Source organism: Streptomyces sp. NPDC090108, assembly GCF_044747185.1.
GTDB lineage: Bacteria > Actinomycetota > Actinomycetes > Streptomycetales > Streptomycetaceae > Streptomyces.
Genome location: NZ_JBIVDQ010000001.1, coordinates 486,833 through 502,997, shown reverse-complemented (window position 1 = coordinate 502,997; position 16,165 = coordinate 486,833). Strand labels below are relative to the sequence as shown.

General features: G+C 71.6%; 17 protein-coding genes. 8 read left to right on the top strand and 9 right to left on the bottom strand.

Annotation, left to right across the window (positions count from 1 at the left end):
* Positions 1-33: 33 nt before the first annotated feature.
* Positions 34-627, bottom strand: a complete 594-nt coding sequence (locus ACIPRD_RS02140) for an N-acetylmuramoyl-L-alanine amidase (protein ID WP_356405551.1) — start codon at positions 625-627, stop codon at positions 34-36.
* 317 nt (positions 628-944) lie between these two features.
* Here ACIPRD_RS02140 and ACIPRD_RS02135 point away from each other — a divergent pair, with 317 nt between their 5' ends.
* The 4 genes from ACIPRD_RS02135 to ACIPRD_RS02120 all read left to right on the top strand — a co-directional run bounded on the left by ACIPRD_RS02135 (position 945) and on the right by ACIPRD_RS02120 (position 4,552).
* Entirely contained in the window at positions 945-2,351 is a 1,407-nt protein-coding gene (locus ACIPRD_RS02135; protein ID WP_356405548.1) for a family 2B encapsulin nanocompartment shell protein, read from the top strand.
* 112 nt (positions 2,352-2,463) lie between these two features.
* A complete protein-coding gene (locus ACIPRD_RS02130; protein WP_401559167.1) occupies positions 2,464-3,627 on the top strand; it encodes a family 2 encapsulin nanocompartment cargo protein polyprenyl transferase in 1,164 nt (387 codons plus the stop codon).
* 217 nt (positions 3,628-3,844) lie between these two features.
* A complete protein-coding gene (locus tag ACIPRD_RS02125; RefSeq protein WP_401559164.1) occupies positions 3,845-4,150 on the top strand; it encodes a hypothetical protein in 306 nt (101 codons plus the stop codon).
* A 66-nt stretch (positions 4,151-4,216) separates the two neighbouring features.
* On the top strand, positions 4,217-4,552 hold the full coding sequence (locus ACIPRD_RS02120; RefSeq protein ID WP_401559161.1) for a DUF952 domain-containing protein: 336 nt from the start codon (positions 4,217-4,219) through the stop codon (positions 4,550-4,552).
* A 21-nt stretch (positions 4,553-4,573) separates the two neighbouring features.
* Here the strand turns inward: ACIPRD_RS02120 and ACIPRD_RS02115 are convergent, their stop codons facing one another.
* Positions 4,574-5,332, bottom strand: a complete 759-nt coding sequence (locus ACIPRD_RS02115; RefSeq protein WP_401559158.1) for a VOC family protein — start codon at positions 5,330-5,332, stop codon at positions 4,574-4,576.
* Positions 5,333-5,550: 218 nt separating this feature from the next.
* Entirely contained in the window at positions 5,551-5,946 is a 396-nt protein-coding gene (sodN, locus tag ACIPRD_RS02110; RefSeq protein WP_356405523.1) for a superoxide dismutase, Ni, read from the bottom strand.
* A gap of 144 nt (positions 5,947-6,090) precedes the next feature.
* On the opposite strand from sodN, the gene sodX reads away from it, so the two are divergent.
* Positions 6,091-6,525 (top strand): nickel-type superoxide dismutase maturation protease, encoded by a 435-nt coding sequence (gene sodX / locus ACIPRD_RS02105; RefSeq protein WP_356405521.1) that lies wholly within the window; start codon positions 6,091-6,093, stop codon positions 6,523-6,525.
* Here sodX and ACIPRD_RS02100 read toward each other — a convergent pair.
* The gene (locus tag ACIPRD_RS02100) at positions 6,429-7,058 is read right to left on the bottom strand and encodes a CGNR zinc finger domain-containing protein (RefSeq protein WP_356405519.1); all 630 of its coding nucleotides are present in this window, start codon (positions 7,056-7,058) and stop codon (positions 6,429-6,431) included. The two genes, sodX and ACIPRD_RS02100, sit on opposite strands and share 97 nt — an antisense overlap.
* Positions 7,059-7,157: 99 nt before the next feature.
* Here ACIPRD_RS02100 and ACIPRD_RS02095 point away from each other — a divergent pair, with 99 nt between their 5' ends.
* Positions 7,158-7,982, top strand: coding sequence for a class I SAM-dependent methyltransferase (locus ACIPRD_RS02095; protein ID WP_401559154.1), 825 nt, complete (start codon positions 7,158-7,160; stop codon positions 7,980-7,982).
* Between the two features lie 181 nt (positions 7,983-8,163).
* On the opposite strand, the gene ACIPRD_RS02090 is transcribed toward ACIPRD_RS02095, so the two are convergent.
* From ACIPRD_RS02090 to ACIPRD_RS02080, 3 genes are read right to left on the bottom strand one after another with little or no spacing between them, the layout of a single operon-like run.
* Positions 8,164-8,970: an amino acid ABC transporter ATP-binding protein gene (locus ACIPRD_RS02090; RefSeq protein WP_356405515.1), complete on the bottom strand. Its 807-nt coding sequence runs from the start codon at positions 8,968-8,970 to the stop codon at positions 8,164-8,166.
* Positions 8,967-9,902: an amino acid ABC transporter permease gene (locus tag ACIPRD_RS02085; RefSeq protein ID WP_356405513.1), complete on the bottom strand. Its 936-nt coding sequence runs from the start codon at positions 9,900-9,902 to the stop codon at positions 8,967-8,969. Before ACIPRD_RS02085 ends, ACIPRD_RS02090 begins: the two co-directional genes overlap by 4 nt.
* A 37-nt stretch (positions 9,903-9,939) precedes the next feature.
* Positions 9,940-10,899, bottom strand: a complete 960-nt coding sequence (locus ACIPRD_RS02080; protein ID WP_356405511.1) for an ABC transporter substrate-binding protein — start codon at positions 10,897-10,899, stop codon at positions 9,940-9,942.
* A 624-nt stretch (positions 10,900-11,523) separates the two neighbouring features.
* On the opposite strand from ACIPRD_RS02080, the gene ACIPRD_RS02075 reads away from it, so the two are divergent.
* Together ACIPRD_RS02075 and ACIPRD_RS02070 are read left to right on the top strand one after the other, a co-directional pair.
* Positions 11,524-12,747: an NADP-dependent malic enzyme gene (locus tag ACIPRD_RS02075; RefSeq protein ID WP_356405509.1), complete on the top strand. Its 1,224-nt coding sequence runs from the start codon at positions 11,524-11,526 to the stop codon at positions 12,745-12,747.
* 250 nt (positions 12,748-12,997) lie between these two features.
* Positions 12,998-13,963 (top strand): zinc-binding dehydrogenase, encoded by a 966-nt coding sequence (locus ACIPRD_RS02070; protein ID WP_356405507.1) that lies wholly within the window; start codon positions 12,998-13,000, stop codon positions 13,961-13,963.
* Positions 13,964-14,020: 57 nt separating this feature from the next.
* On the opposite strand, the gene ACIPRD_RS02065 is transcribed toward ACIPRD_RS02070, so the two are convergent.
* Complete coding sequence (locus tag ACIPRD_RS02065; protein ID WP_401559149.1) at positions 14,021-15,124, bottom strand: helix-turn-helix transcriptional regulator; 1,104 nt, start codon at positions 15,122-15,124, stop codon at positions 14,021-14,023.
* Between the two features lies 1 nt (position 15,125).
* A complete protein-coding gene (locus ACIPRD_RS02060) occupies positions 15,126-16,097 on the bottom strand; it encodes a DUF4097 family beta strand repeat-containing protein (RefSeq protein WP_401559146.1) in 972 nt (323 codons plus the stop codon).
* Between the last annotated feature and the right edge of the window lie 68 nt (positions 16,098-16,165).

Sequence of the window (16,165 nt, the reverse complement as noted above, 5' to 3'; positions counted from 1 at the left end):
GCACCCCGGGCGCTTCCCGCGTATCCGCGCCGCTCAGTCCTTCAGGCGCTCCTCGATCCGGTCCCGCAGGGACGCCATCGTGAAGCCCCGCGGGTCCACCTTGCCCGGCTGCCACTCCTTGTGGCCGATGACCGACCGCTGTGTCCAGCCGTGGTGGCGGCAGACGGCCGCGGCGGTGCGGACGACCGCCTCCATCTGGGCCTCGGGCCAGGGGTCCTCGCCGTCGCCGAGGTTCTCGCACTCGAAGCCGTAGAAGTACCGGTTGCCGTCGGTGTCCGCCTCGTTGTCCGGCGGCAGCCGCTTCTCGGCGATCACCGCGCGCAGGACGTCGTCGTCGCCGAGCCCCGCGTGGTTGGTGCGGCCGTAGCCCACCAGATGGACCGTGCCGTCCTTCGTGATCACGCCGTGGCACAGCGGCCCCGGCAGGTCCGCGCGGCCGTCCCGGCAGACCTCCACGGTGTGCGCGCTTCCCCGCGTCGCCGTGTGATGGATCATGACGCCGTGCACGGGTCCCCACAGACCCTTGTGGCTGCGGTTGTGATGGCGCCAGTCGTCGACCTCGACGACCTTGACGCCCTCGGCCTTGAGCGCTTTCAGAAACCCGCTCGCGGACATGGGGAGGGCCATGACCGCCTCCTTCGTGCCGTGCCGGTGGGCGCTGTGCGCGGCCCACTCCCGATCGTGCTGTTCTCAGCGACGCTTCTACCGAGAACGGGACGCCCCGGACCATTCGTTCGGACACTGTGCGAGCGTTTCCGGACAACTCGGGGCGGGTGGGGCGTCTGTGCGAGGTCCCTCTTTCTGCCCACTAGTCGGATGATCCATTCCCGCTCTTTCGGGTAATAGTGCGGACACACTCCGTGATGAAAGGCTCCCCTCCGTGAGACCGGTGCACGGCACGATCCGGTACCGGGCGTACGGCAGACATGGGAGGGCGTTTCGTTATGTCGGTAGGCGAAGAGGTCCGCACGGATCAGGACAAGCCGCAGCAGTCCCTCGGTACAGCGGCCGCGCGGAACCTGGCCACCACGACCAAGTCCGTACCCCAGATGCAGGAGATCAGCTCCCGCTGGCTGCTGCGCACACTGCCCTGGGTCGACGTGCACGGCGGCACGTACCGGGTGAACCGGCGGCTGACCTACGCCGTCGGAGACGGCCGCATCACCTTCGTGAAGACCGGGGACCAGGTCGAGGTCATCCCGGCGGAACTCGGCGAACTGCCCGCACTGCGCTCGTACGAGGACGACGAGGTGCTGACCGAGCTGGCCCGGCGCTGCCGGCAGCGGGACTTCGCACCCGGCGAGGTGATCGCCTCCTTCGGCAGCCGCACCGAGGAGGTGTACCTGCTGGCCCACGGCAGGGTCGAGAAGGTCGGCACCGGCCCCTACGGCGACGACGCGGTCCTCGGCGTCCTCGCGGACGGCGCCTACTTCGGCGAACAGGCCCTGCTCGACCCGGACGCCATCTGGGAGTACACCGCGCGCGCCGACACCGGATGCACGGTGCTGATCCTCAGCCGCCAGGACTTCGAGCAGGTCGCGGAGCGCGCCGACTCGCTCCGCGACCACCTCCAGCAGCTGCGTGCCGTCCCGGAGCAGCGCACCAACAAGTACGGCGAGAAGGAAGTCGCGCTGGCGGCCGGCCACTCCGGCGAGCCGGACATCCCGAGCACCTTCGTCGACTACGAGGGCCGCCCTCGCGAGTACGAGCTGAGCATCGCCCAGACCGTGCTGCGCATCCACTCGCGCGTCGCCGACCTGTACAACCAGCCGATGAACCAGACCGAGCAGCAGCTGCGGCTCACGGTCGAGGCGCTGAAGGAGCGCCAGGAGCACGAGCTCGTCAACAACCGGGAGTTCGGCCTGCTCCACAACTGCGAGTACGACCAGCGGATCCAGCCGCACGACGGCGTCCCCGGCCCGGACGACATGGACGAGCTGCTGAGCCGTCGGCGCAGCACCAAGATGTTCCTCGCCCACCCGCGCGCGATCGCCGCCTTCGGCCGTGAGCTGAACAAGCGCGGCCTGGTCCCGGAGAGCATCGACGTCGGCGGCAACCGCATCCCCACCTGGCGGGGCGTGCCGATCTACCCCTGCAACAAGATCCCGGTCACCGAGGCCCGTACGACCTCGATCATCGCCCTGCGGACCGGCGAGGACGACCAGGGCGTCATCGGACTGCGGCAGTCCGGGATCCCGGACGAGATCGAGCCGAGCCTCTCGGTCCGCTTCATGGGCATCAACGAGCAGGCCATCATCAAGTACCTGGTCACGGCCTACTACTCGGCCGCCGTCCTCGTGCCCGACGCGCTCGGGGTGCTGGAGAACGTCGAGATCGGCCGGTGGAGGTGACATTCCCGCGCTTCGCCGCCGTGCCCCCGCCCTCCGGGGCGGGGGCACGGCGGGGGTGTGCGTCCAGCCGGAGCGGACGCCCCGGCGCCCGCGGACTCCGCGAGGGGGAGCCATGGCCGAGTTCATGACGGGGACCAGACGGCGTACGCAAGGGGCCAGGCGCACCGGCGGCGCCGGGGGAGAGGAGCCCGCTCCACCGGCACCGCACGAGCGGCGGGAGCCGTACGGAGACGCCGGGGCGCTCGACGGGCAGGAGGCGCCGGTCCTGCTGGAGCGGACCCGGGTCCTGGTCGACCCGGTGCTGCGCGCGGCCGTGGACACACTGCCCGGCTCCATGCGCCGGGTCGCGCTGTACCACTTCGGCTGGCAGCGGGCGGACGGAACGCCGGCCACCGGGAACGCGGGCAAGGCGATCCGGCCGGCGCTCGTGCTCGCCGCGGCCGCCGCGCTCGGCGGCCACGAGGCGAGAACGGCGGCCGTGCGGGCCGCCGCCGCGGTCGAACTGGTCCACAACTTCACGCTGTTGCACGACGATGTGATGGACCGGGACACCACGCGCCGGCACCGTCCCACGGCCTGGACCGTGTTCGGGACACCCGACGCGATCCTCGTCGGGGACGCCCTCCACGCGCTGGCCGCGCGCCTGCTCGCCGACGACCCGCACCCGGCCTCCGTGCGGGCCGCCGCCCGGATCGCGGACTGTGTGATGGAGCTGTGCGAAGGACAGCACACGGACACGGACATGGAGTCGCGCGCACCCGACGCGGTCACCCTCGACGAGGTGCTCGTCATGGCCGAGGCGAAGACCGGTGCCCTGCTGGGCTGCGCCTGCGCCCTCGGCGGGCTCTACGCCGGCGCGGGGGACGAGGCCGTGGCCGCGCTGGACAGCTTCGGCCGGCAGGCGGGGCTCGCCTTCCAGCTGATCGACGACGTGATCGGCATATGGGGCGACCCGGCGCGCACCGGCAAGCCGGCCGGCGCGGATCTCGCGGTCCGCAAGAAGTCCCTGCCCGTGGTGGCGGCACTCGCCTCCGGCACCCCGGAGGCGGCCGAACTGGCCGCGCTGTACCGGGAACCGCACGACGAAAGGGACACCGGCGGCATCGCACGGACGGCCCTGGCGGTGGAACGGGCGGGCGGCCGGGACTGGGCACAGGCCGAGGCCGCCGACCGGATGGCTCTCGCCGTGCAGGAGCTGGCGCGGGCGGTGCCCGCCCCCGAGGCGGCGGGCGGACTGCTGGCCCTCGCGGAGTTCGTGACCCGGCGCAGCAGCTGAGCCCGCGCGCCGGGCGGCCGCCGAAGACCCCGGAGCCCTCGGGCCCGTGCGGCTCCTGACCCCGCACGGCCCTCGGGGGCTCCGGCCCGCCGGTACCCGCACACCCCCACTGTGTGCGGGTACCGGCGCTGCGCGCGCCGAACCGGCACCCCGGCCACGGCCCGCCCGGGTACCAGTGAGGGAAGCGCCGTCACCCGGGCGGTCCTACGCTGGTGGCATGGGCAAGCAGGTCCACGTCTGTCCCGCCTGCGGACAGCCCGTCGACACGGTCGCCGGGCGGCACAAGACCCTGGGCGCGTGGGTGCCGGTCTGGAAGCCCGGTCCCTGCCGCGACCCGCGCTGCGCGGCCTACGGCGACCCCTCCGGCCCACCGGCCACGCTGTCCGCCCCGCCGCCCGGCGCCGCGCGGGCCGGTTCCGCCGGGGCCGGTGCCTCAGAGGCCGGGGCCGGCTCCGCCGGTGAGGACGCGGCTCCCCAGGAGAGCGCGGAACGACCGGACGATCCCTTCCCCGGGAAGCCCTGAGGGCGCGTGCCCGCTCCCGCTCCCGGTCCGGCGCGGGCCGGCCGGCGGGAGACATAGCGTGGGCGCATGCCGAAACTGCCGAACATCCTGCACATCACCGAACGCTCCCTGTGGGAGGCGGCCCGTGAGCGGGGCGTCTACGAGGTCTCCACGCGTGGCCGCACCCTCCAGGAGGTGGGGTTCATCCACTTCTCCACCCGTGAGCAGCTCCCGCGCGTCGCCGCCTTCCTCTACGGCGACGACCGCACGGGGCAGGACGACCTGGTGGTGCTGGTCGTCGACCCGGCGCGCCTGGAGGCGCCGGTGCGCTACGAGGCCATGCCGCCCCACGGGGAGGAGTTCCCGCACGTGTACGGACCGGTGCCGGTGGACGCCGTCGTCGACGTGGAGCGGTGGGGCTGAGAGCACGGGGGCCCGCGCGGCCTACACGTCCTGCGGGTCCCCGGCGGCCGGGATCTCTCCGGTGACGGGATGCCGGCCGGTCAGGCAGTACGTGCCGCCCGACGGGTCGCGCATCACCGCCCAGTGGGGATGACCGGCGACGAACACGGCCCCCAGGCCCTCGTGCCGGGCGCGCGTCTTCTGGAGGTCCGCGCAGGCGAGGTCCAGGTGGGCGGAGGGCGCCCGTTCCCCGGCCAGGCGCTGCAGGAGGATGCGCACGGGGAGCCCGGCGGGCGGCACCAGGGTGAGGAACTCCGGCCGCGTGCCCCGGACCCGGTCCCAGCCGGTCAGCGCCGACCAGAACGCGGTCTCCGCGTCGTACACCGACGGCGGCACGTCGAGGCACACCTGGTCCGGCCGGCTGCCCTCGGCCACCGGCTGCCGTACCGCCTCGCCGTGCCAGGGCACCGCGCAGAACAACTGCCCGCCGGGAGAGCGCAGTACGGTCCAGTCGCCGTGGTCCGCGACGAGCGTCGCACCGAGCTCCCGCGCCCCGCGGACGAGCGCCGGGACGTCGTCGACGCAGAGGTCGAGGTGCGCCCCGCCCTCCCCGTCCACCCCCTGGAGCTTCAGGCACGCGTCCGACCCGGCCTCGCACGGCAGCAGCGTCATGAACTCGCCCTGGTCACCGCGGGGTTCCGACAGCCGGGTCCCGGTGACGGCCGTCCAGAATGCCCCGGCGTCGGCAAGGCGCGCGGCGGGCCGGTCGGCGAAGGCGTACGTCCAGCGAATGGAGAACATGGCCCCCGAGCATAGGCACGGCCGGAGACGCGGCCGTCCGGAGGCCGGGGAAACCACCGGGGATCGGCCGCGGATCGACCGGGCATCGGCCGGGCATCGGCCGGAAAAAAGACCGCACCCGGACCGAAGCGGCCGCCGTGGGCGGCGGCTGTCGGACCGGGTGCGGGCAGGAGGACCGGGGAACCCAGGAGGTCACCGGCCCGAAAGCGCGACCGGGGTCAGGCCTTCTTGGTCTCCCAGAAGATCTTGTCGATCTGGGCGATGTAGTCCAGCGCCTTCTGGCCCGTCGCCGGGTCGGTGGACGCCTTGGCCGCCGACAGGGACTTCACGGCCTCGTTGAGCAGCGTGTGCAGCTCGGGGTAGCTCTCGAAGTGCGGGGGCTTGAAGTAGTCGCTCCACAGCACGTCCAGGTGGTGCTTGGCGAGCTCGGCGCGCTGCTCCTTGATCACCGTGGCACGGATCTGGAAGTGCGGGTCGTCGTTGGCGGCCATCTTGTCCTGGATGGCCTTCACCGACTCCGCCTCGATGCGGGCCTGAGCCGGGTCGTACACACCGCAGGGCAGGTCGCAGTGTGCGCTGACCTTGACCGTGGGGGCAAACAGGCGGGAAAGCATGGAGCATTCCTTCCTCGTGATCGTCTTCTCAGGTGGGACATTACTCCCTGCGGTAGGGGTTTTCCCGAGTGCCCCCCAGGGCTTAGGACAAAAGTCCAGGGTGAGACTGAGACTGTGGAGGAACGGAGCGGGGAGGTGCCGGGGATGCCGGAGCTGTCGCAGGAGACCGAGCGGGGGAAGGCCGTGGCGCCCTTCGGGCTGGCCGAGGTGACGGGGCCGTCCATGGTGCCCACGCTGCACCACGGGGACCGGCTGCTGCTGCAGTACGGCGTCCCGGTGCGGCCGGGGGACATCGTGGTGCTGCGCCATCCGTTCCAGCAGGACCTGCTGGTGGTCAAGCGGGCCGTGGAGCGGCGCGAGGGCGGCTGGTGGGTGCTCGGGGACAACCCGTACGCCGGCGGGGACAGCACCGACTACGGCGTCGTGCCCGAGGAACTGATCCTCGGGAAGGCCCGCTTCCGCTACCGGCCGCTCCCGAGCGGTCAGCGTTCGCCGCTGGCGCTGGCCCGCTGGGCGTTCTCCGCCGCCAGGCCGCTGCTCTCCGGCCGGTCGGCCTCCAGGCGCTTGCGGGCCCGGTAGGCGGCCACGTTGGCGCGGGTCGCGCAGCGGTCGGAGCAGTAGCGCCGGGAGCGGTTCGTGGAGGTGTCCAGGTAGGCGTTGCGACAGGGGGCCGCCTGGCACAGGCCGAGGCGGTCGACGCCGTACTCGGTCAGATGGAAGGCCAGGCCCATCGCCGCGATGGCCGCGTATCCGGCGGTCGCGTTGGACGGGTGGTCGGCCAGGTGCATGTGCCACAGGGGGCGGCCGTCGTCGTCGCGGTGGTCGTGGCCGGAGATCTGGGGGCTGACCGGGAACTCCAGCAGCAGGGAGTTCAGCAGGTCCACGGCCAGGGTCTCGTCGCCCTGGTCGGCCGCCTCGAAGACAGCGCGCAGCCGGCCGCGGACCGAGCGGAACCGGGTGACGTCGGCGTCGGTGGCGCGACGGCCCGCCGACGCGTTGCCGCCGAAGAGATCGCGGACGGCCTCGACGGAGGTCAGCGCGTCCTTGCCGCGGACCGGCTCCTCGCTGTTGACGAGCCGTACCGCGTAGTCCGAGTAATAGGCCAGTTCCACTTGTAGTCCTTACGGGGGCGCTCTAGGGTCATGTCTGCGGTCGGGTAACAGCCGGTCGTGCTTCCAGGGTATTACGCGTGCATGAGGGGGCAGGGACCGATGAACATCAATACCGGCACCACCGGTCACAACGACACCGACGGCAGCACCGGCACCGACAGCACCACCGGCAGCGTCAGCGCCACCGACTGGGCCGCCTGGCAGGCGAGCTGGGACCGGCAGCAGGAGTGGTACATGCCGGACCGCGAGGAACGGTTCCGGATCATGCTCGACATGGTCGAGGCGCTCGTCGGCACCACGCCGCGCGTGCTCGACCTGGCCTGCGGCACCGGCAGCATCACCGCCCGCCTCCTGGCCCGCTTCCCCGGGGCCACCAGCACCGGCGTCGATCTCGACCCCGCCCTCCTCGCCATCGCGCGGGGCACCTTCGCGGGCGACGGACGCGTCTCCTTCGTCACCGCCGACCTCAAGGACCCCGGCTGGACGTCGGCACTGCCGTACGACTCCTACGACGCCGTCCTCACCGCCACGGCGCTGCACTGGCTGCACGACGGACCCCTCGCGTCCCTCTACGGCCAGGTCGCCGGCCTCACCCGCGACGGCGGGGTGTTCATGAACGCGGACCACATGATCGACGGGAGCACCCCCCGGATCAACGCCGCCGAGCGTGCCCGGCGGCACGCCGGCATGGAACGGGCCAGGCGGGACGGCGCCCTGGACTGGGCGCAGTGGTGGGAGCTGGCGGCGAAGGACCCCGTGCTCGCCGGGCCCACCGCCCGCCGCTTCGAGATCTACGGCGAGCACGCGGACGGGGACATGCCGTCGGCGGCCTGGCACGCGGACACCCTGCGCGCCCAGGGCTTCGGCGAGGCCCGGCCGGTGTGGTGCTCACCGTCGGACACCCTCCTCCTCGCGCTCAAGTAGCCCCGGAGGAACGGCCGTCGCGGGCGGTCACGGGAGAGGGGCGGTACGAGGATCCTCGTACCGCCCCTCTCCCGTGGGCCGTGGGCCCGCGGACCCGCAGGCCGGTGGACCCGTACCCCGTGGGCTCGTGGGCCCGTAGACCCGTAGACCCGTGGGTCCGTGGGACCGACCCCCGGAGTGCCTACAGCACCTTGGACAGGAACGACTGCGTGCGCTCGTGCCGGGGGTTCGTCAGCACCTCGCGAGGATGGCCGGATTCGACCACCACGCCGCCGTCCATGAACACCAGGCTGTCGCCCACCTCGCGGGCGAAGCCCATCTCGTGCGTGACGACGACCATCGTCATGCCGGACTCGGCGAGGTCGCGCATGACGTCGAGCACGTCACCCACCAGCTCCGGGTCCAGGGCCGAGGTCGGCTCGTCGAACAGCATCAGCTTCGGGTCCATCGCGAGGGCGCGGGCGATCGCCACGCGCTGCTGCTGGCCGCCGGAGAGCTGCGAGGGGTAGTTCCCGGCCTTGTCGGCGAGGCCCACCCGCTCCAGCAGCTGCGCCGCGCGCGCCTTGGCCTGGCTCTTGGCGACGCCCTTGACCTGGACCGGAGCCTCCATGACGTTCTCGAGGGCCGTCATGTGCGGGAACAGGTTGAAGCGCTGGAAGACCATGCCGATGTCCCGGCGCTTGAGCGCGACCTCGCTGTCCTTCAGCTCGTACAGCTTGTCGCCCTTCTGGCGGTAGCCGACCAGCTCGCCGTCGACCCAGAGCCGGCCGGCGTTGACCTTCTCCAGGTGGTTGATGCACCTGAGGAACGTCGACTTGCCCGAGCCGGAGGGGCCGATGAGGCAGAACACCTCGCCGGGCTTCACCTCCAGGTCGATGCCCTTGAGGACCTGGACGGAACCGAAGGACTTGTGGACGCCCTCGGCCTTGACCATCGGGACGGAGGACCGCTCGGGCACGGCGTCCTCCTTGCTCAGCCTGTCGCTCATGCCATGCCTCCCTTCGGACGGCCCAGGGACAGCATGTTGGCCTTCACCTTCTGCCACGGGGTCGGCGGCAGGCTGCGGCTGGAGCCGCGGGCGTAGTACCGCTCGATGTAGTACTGGCCCACGCTCAGCACCGAGGTCATGATCAGGTACCAGGCCGCGGCGAGGAAGTACATCTCCACCGGGGCACCGGAGTTCTGCCCGATGTCCTGGGCGTAGCGGAACAGTTCGGGATACTGGACGGCCGCGACGAGCGAGGTCGTCTTCAGCATGTTGATGACCTCGTTGCCCGTGGGCGGCACGATCACGCGCATCGCCTGCGGGATCACGATCCGCCGCAGGGTCTTCGCGTGGCTCATGCCCAGGGCGTGGGAGGCCTCGGTCTGGCCCTCGTCCACCGCGAGCAGACCGGCCCGGCAGATCTCGGCCATGTACGCGGCCTCGTTCAGACCGAGGCCGAGCAGCGCCGTCAGCAACGGCGTCATGAAGTCCGACCAGTAGTTCTTGTAGATCGGGCCGAGGTTGATGTACTCGAAGACCAGACCCAGGTTGAACCACAGGAACAGCTGCACCAGCACCGGGGTGCCGCGGAAGAACCAGATGTAGAACCAGGCGATCGACGAGGTCACGGGGTTCTTCGACAGCCGCATCACCGCGAGGACGATGCCGCCGACGATGCCGATCAGCATCGACAGGACCGTCAGCAGGAGGGTCTTGCCGACGCCGGTCAGGATCCGGTCGTCGAAGAAGTAGTCCGGTACCGCCTGCCAGTTGATCTTTCCCTGGCCGAACGCGTAGACGATCGCGCCGAGGAGCGCGATGGCGACGACCGCGGAAACGTATCGCCCGTAGTGCCGGACCGGGATGGCTCTGATGGCCTCCGGGCCGGCCGGGGGAGTGTCCCGCTCCCCGGCCGTCTTCTCGATGTCAGTCACGGGTATTGCCTCTCAGTGGCCGCTCGTGGTCCGCGGGTCACTTGCCGCCGTTGACGACGGACTCCTTGACGGCGCCGTCCTCGGCGCCCCACTTCTGGAGGATCTTGGCGTACTCGCCGTTCTTGATGATCGCGTTCATCGCGGCCTGGAGGGCGTCCCGCAGCTGGGTGGCGTCCTTGGCCACCGCGATGCCGTACGGCGCCGCCTCGACCTGGTCACCGACCAGCTCGAAGTCCTTGCCGCCGCCGGAGGTCTTCACCGCGTAGGCGGCCACCGGGAAGTCGGAGGAGGCCGCGTCCACGCCGCCCGAGCGCAGCCGGGTCTGCGACTGCTGGTCGTCGTCGAAGGGCTCGATGGTGAGCTTCTTGCCCGCCGGACACTTCTTGGCCTCCTGCTTGGCCAGGTCCTCGGAGACGGTGCCGCGCTCGACGGCGATCTTCTTGCCGCACAGGTCCGTCCAGGACGCGATGCCCTTGGTGTCGCCCTTGCGCGTGTAGATCGAGACGCCGGCGGTCAGGTAGTCGACGAAGTCGACGCCCTCACCGACCTTCTTTCCGGTGTCGCCGTCCACGCCCTCCTGGCGGTTCTTGTTGTCCGTCATCGCGGACATCGCGATGTCGTAGCGGCCCGAGCGCAGACCGGTGAGCAGGCCGTCGAAGGTGCCGTTGTCGAACGTCAGCTTCACGCCGAGCTGCTTGCCCATGGCGGCCGCGAGCTCGGGGTCGAGGCCCGTGACGTTGCCGGACGCGTCCTTGAACTCGACCGGGGCGTAGGCGATGTCGGAGCCGACCTTGATCTCGCCCTTGTCCCGGATGGACCGGGGGAGCTTGCCGGCCAGCGGGGCGCTGCCCGCGGACGCGCTGCCGGAGTGCTCGTTCTTGCCCTTGGTCTGGTCACCGCAGCCGGTGAGCAGCAGGGCGCCTGCGACCGCGATCGCACCGACCGCAGCTAGCCGGGAGTGCGCGGCGGTCGTACGACGGGGGGAGCTTGCGGTCATCGTGGTTCCTCCGGCGGATGGAAGAGGTGCCGATGGGTCGACGAGAACACACACCATCGGGTGTCGCGACCTCGTGGGTTTACGGCATCTTGCCAGTCGGACTACGCCATTCAGGGGCGTCTCCATGTCAAAATCGGATAACGGGTGACCCCCGAACCGCAACAGGTCGGTACATCCTCGGTTCACCGCAGGTGAACGGTGAACGGGAATCCGTCCTTCCGGCCGGAGGATCTCCGGCCGTACCGGGACGCGGACGCGAGGACCGGAGCTTTTTGGCCATCCGCTCTCCATGCGGTCAGGTCCGGACCAGGCATCCCCCGCGGCGCCCTCGGTGCCGTAGACCCCCGTCCGGCACGTCATCGGTGCCGTCCCGCATCCGTCCGGCACCCGTCCGTGGCTTTGTGGTCCGTAGATGTGACCTTGGACCTAATGGACTCGTCGGCGGAGCCGTCCGTCCGGTAAGAAGGTTCTTTACACCCCTCATCCGGGGCTCAGGGCGCGTGTGCGGCGCGCCCGTCGCGTATGCGTCCGTGCCCATCGGCGATCGGGGCATGCGCGGTGCCCGCCCACTCCTCACCCGGAGTGGACGACCCTCAACCATGCATACCTAAGGGGTACAACAAAGTGGCAGCGGAGATCGTCAATCCTCGCAGCGACAACGGTACGGACCAGGAGCGCGGGGCCGAGCCCCTCGATTCCTTCGACCCGGTGTTCGCGCTGCACCGCGGCGGCAAGATGGCTGTGCAGGCCACCGTGCCGGTCCGCGACAAGGACGACCTTTCCCTCGCGTACACGCCCGGTGTGGCGCGCGTGTGCACCGCGATCGCGGAACAGCCCGACCTGGTCAACGACTACACCTGGAAGTCCAGTGTGGTCGCCGTCGTCACCGACGGTACGGCCGTGCTCGGGCTCGGGGACATCGGTCCCCAGGCCTCCCTCCCCGTGATGGAGGGCAAGGCCATCCTCTTCAAGCAGTTCGGCGGAGTCGACGCGGTGCCGATCGCGCTCGACTGCACCGACGTGGACGACATCGTCGAGACCGTCGTGCGGCTCGCTCCCTCGTTCGGCGGAGTGAACCTGGAGGACATCTCGGCCCCCCGGTGCTTCGAGATCGAGCGCCGGCTCCAGGAGCGGCTGGACATCCCGGTCTTCCACGACGACCAGCACGGCACGGCCGTCGTGACGCTCGCGGCGCTGCGGAACGCTGCGCGGCTGAGCAGGCGTGAGATCGGACAGCTCCGGGTCGTCATCTCGGGCGCCGGCGCGGCCGGTGTCGCCATCGCCAGGATGCTGGTCGAGGCCGGCATCGGAGACGTCGCGGTCGCGGACCGCAAGGGTGTCGTCTCGGCGGACCGCGAGGACCTCACGCCGGTCAAGCGGGAGGTGGCCTCCTTCACCAACAAGGCCGGCATCACCGGCTCGCTGGAGGACGCGCTCGCGGGCGCCGACGTCTTCGTCGGCGTCTCCGGCGGCACGGTCCCGGAGGAGGCGGTCGCCTCCATGGCCGAGGGTGCCTTCGTCTTCGCGATGGCCAACCCGAACCCGGAGGTCCACCCCGAGGTGGCGCACAAGTACGCGGCCGTCGTCGCGACCGGGCGCTCGGACTTCCCGAACCAGATCAACAACGTGCTGGCCTTCCCCGGGATCTTCGCGGGCGCCCTCCAGGTGCGGGCCACGCGGATCACCGAGGGCATGAAGATCGCCGCCGCGGAGGCGCTGGCCGCCGTCGTGGGTGACGACCTCGCGGCCGACTACGTCATCCCGTCGCCGTTCGACGAGCGCGTCGCTCCCGCCGTGACCGCCGCGGTCGCCGCCGCGGCCCGCGCCGAGGGTGTCGCCCGCCGCTGAGGTGACGTGACATGAGATGGCCCCGTCCTTCCGGACGGGGCCATCGCCGTCCCCGGGCCCGGTCAGCCGCCGTGCGGTGCCACGCGGCACCGGGCCGCGAGAGTGTCGTCGAGGGGATGCGGCCGCGGCAGGCCCGAGGGGCCGAGCGTGTTCCGGATTTCTCGCGCACCGGTGTGCGGGTCCGCAACAGGGCGTGTGTCACAGGGCTTTCTGGTTCCGCACGCCGCACGGCCCGCCTATCGTCGAGCCCATGTTCGCCGTCTACGCCGCCCGAATCGACCGCGACCAGCCGCTTTCCGGCCTTGAGCTGGGGGAGCGACCGGCCCCGCAGGCCCGCTCCGGCTGGAGCACCGTCGATGTCCGTGCCGCCTCCCTGAACCATCACGATCTCTGGTCCCTGCGGGGGGTGGGACTTCCCGAGGGACGGCTGCCGATGATCCTCGGATGCGATGCCGCCGGGATCGACGAGGACGGCAACGAGGTCGTCCTGCACTCCGTCATCGGCCAGACCGGGCACGGGGTCGGCGCCGACGAGCCCCGCTCGATCCTCACCGAGCGCTATCAGGGCACGTTCGCCGAGCAGGTCGCCGTGCCCACCTGGAACATCCTGCCCAAGCCCAAGGAGCTGTCCTTCGAGGAGGCCGCCTGCCTCCCGACGGCGTGGCTCACCGCCTACCGCATGCTGTTCACCAATGCCGGGGTACGACCCGGTGACTCGGTCCTCGTGCAGGGCGCGGGCGGAGGCGTCGCCACGGCCGCGATCGTGCTCGGCAAGGCGGCCGGCCTGCGTGTCTTCGCCACCAGCCGCGACGAGGCGAAGCGGAAGCGGGCCCTGGAACTGGGAGCCGTGGAGGCGGTGGAGCCCGGAGCGCGGCTGCCGCAGAGGGTCGACGCGGTCATCGAGACCGTGGGCGCCGCCACCTGGTCCCACTCCGTGAAGTCCCTGCGGCCCGGCGGCACCCTCGTCATCTCCGGCGCCACCAGCGGTGACCGGCCCTCGCACGCCGAGCTGACCCGGATCTTCTTCCTGGAGCTGAAGGTCGTCGGCTCCACCATGGGCACCAAGGACGAGCTGGAGGACCTGCTCTCCTTCTGCGCCGCGACCGGCGTGCGCCCCGTCATCGACGAGGTGCTGCCCATGGACCGGGCCCGCGAGGGCTTCGAACGGCTGGCCTCTGGCGAGCAGTTCGGGAAGATCGTCCTCACCAACTCCTGATCCTCCCGGGCGCCGGAGAGACGGTCACGGCCGCCTCTCCGGCTTCGCCCTTGCGGCTCAGACCTTCGGGCCGCGGAGTATCGCCCCGATGTGGGCCGCCGTCGCCGACAGGCGGCGGCGCGCGTCGCCGAGCTGGTCGGCGGTGACGCCGTGGTCGCGGGCCGCGTCGCGGATGTCGTCGCGGAAGCGGTCCAGCAGGCGGTCCAGGTCCCGGGCCGGGTCGCCCGACGGGGCCTCATGGGCCCAGGCCGGCTCGTACTCCGCGGGGAAGTCCTCCGGGGCGGCCGAGTACTCGGGCGTGGCCGCCGGAGCCGGTCCGGGGGCGGGCGCCGGCTTGCGGAAGTCCGTCGCGGGCCTCTCCGTGGCCTGGCCCGCGGGCTTCTCCGCGCGCCCGAAGTCCCGCCCCTTGCCGAACTCCTTCCCGAACTCGCCGAACTCCTTGGCCAGTTCGGTCAGTCCCTCGCGCACACCGGTCGGCCAGTCACCACGGGTGAAGTGGTCCTGTACGCGCTCCTGGACCTGGCGGGCGATGCGCTGCATCTCCTCCTGCGCCTGGGCCGCCGCCCGGGTCTGCGCCTCCTGGGCGTGACGTCGGGCCCGCTGGGCCTCCTCGCGCGCCCGGCGGCTCTCGTCCTTGGCGCGCCGCGCCTGTTCCTTCCACTCCTGCTTGACCCGGCGCATCTCCTCCTTGGCGGCCTGCCAGGACTCGCTCTCGCCCCGGTCGCCGAACTCCCCGGAGGCGCCCGCCCGGCCCGTGCCGGCCCGGGTGCCCCTGCGCGCCTCGGAGGCCGCCGCCCGCATCTCGCGCCGCAGGTCGCCGGCCGCGCCGCGCACGTCCGCCTGGATCTCGGCGGCGAGTTCCGCGACGGACTCGCGGATCTCCAGCTCGAGGTCGGCCAGCTCGCCGCCGCGGTCGGCCAGTTCGGCACGGCCGGCGTCGGTGATCGCGTAGACCTTGCGGCCGCCCTCGGTGGTGTGGGTGACCAGCCCCTCGGCCTCCAGCTTGGCCAGGCGGGGGTAGACCGTGCCGGCGGAGGGGGCGTACAGGCCCTGGAAGCGTTCTTCGAGGAGCCTGATCACTTCGTAGCCGTGGCGCGGCGCCTCGTCCAGCAGCTTGAGCAGGTAGAGGCGCAGGCGGCCGTGAGCGAAGACGGGAGGCATGTCAGAGCACCTTCTTCTCGGTGGTGCCGTCGGCCGGAGCGCCTGCGGCGTCCGTGCTCTGGCTGGACACGGAATTGTCCCCCGGGCCGCTCCCGACTCCGGGCATCGGGCCGCCGGCCGTGGGCCCGGACCTCTCGGGCGCGTCGTCCTCCCAGGGGGTGTCGTCCTCGCCCGCCGGGCGGCGGAGCAGGGCGATCGAGCCGGAGACCGTGGTGGCCCTGAGCCTGCCGTTGCCCGGGCCCAGGCGGCCGGTGACCTTGTGGGCGCCCCACTGGCCCCGCACCCGCAGATCCTCGAACGCGCTGGAGATGGTGCCGCTGGCGGTGTTCGCCTCGACCTCGGCGTCCGCCGGGTGCGGGAGCCGGATGGCGATCTCGCCGGAGACGCTGGTCAGGCGGATGTCGGTGGGTCCGTCCGGGGCGAGGTCGATGATCATCGAGCCGCTGACGGAGTCGGCGCGGACGGTCGAGCCCGAGCCGTCGATCACCGTCAGGTCGCCCGAGACGGAGTTGAAGCGCAGGTCGCCGGTGACGGCCTGGGCCTCCAGATTGCCGGACACGGTGTCCGCGCGGACCGGGCCGGAGAGTCCGACGAGGGCGGTGTCGCCGGTGACCCCCTTGACCACCGAGGGGCCGCTGATGCCGGAGACGACCGCGCCGGCGCCGACCACCCCCACCTCCACGCGCGTGTCCGCGGGCACGGCGAGGGAGACGACGGCGCTGCGCCGCCAGCCCTTGCGGTCGAGCCACTTGAGGAAGCCCTTCCAGGGCAGGTCCTCGTACGCCACCGTGAGCCTGCCCGCCTCCTGCGTGACCACCAGGGGTGGGCCCTCGATGTCCGAGATCTCCAGACGCGCGGCCTCTTCATCCGTGCCCACGACGTTCACCGTGCCGTTGACGATGCGGACCTGCAGGTCCCGCACAGGGGTGTCGAAGGCGAGCTTCTTGGGTTCGGCGACGGACCACTCGGACATGGGTGCCTCCTCGGCGCGACACGGTCCCGACACGCCATATCGTGTCTTCCGTGAAACACGATATATCG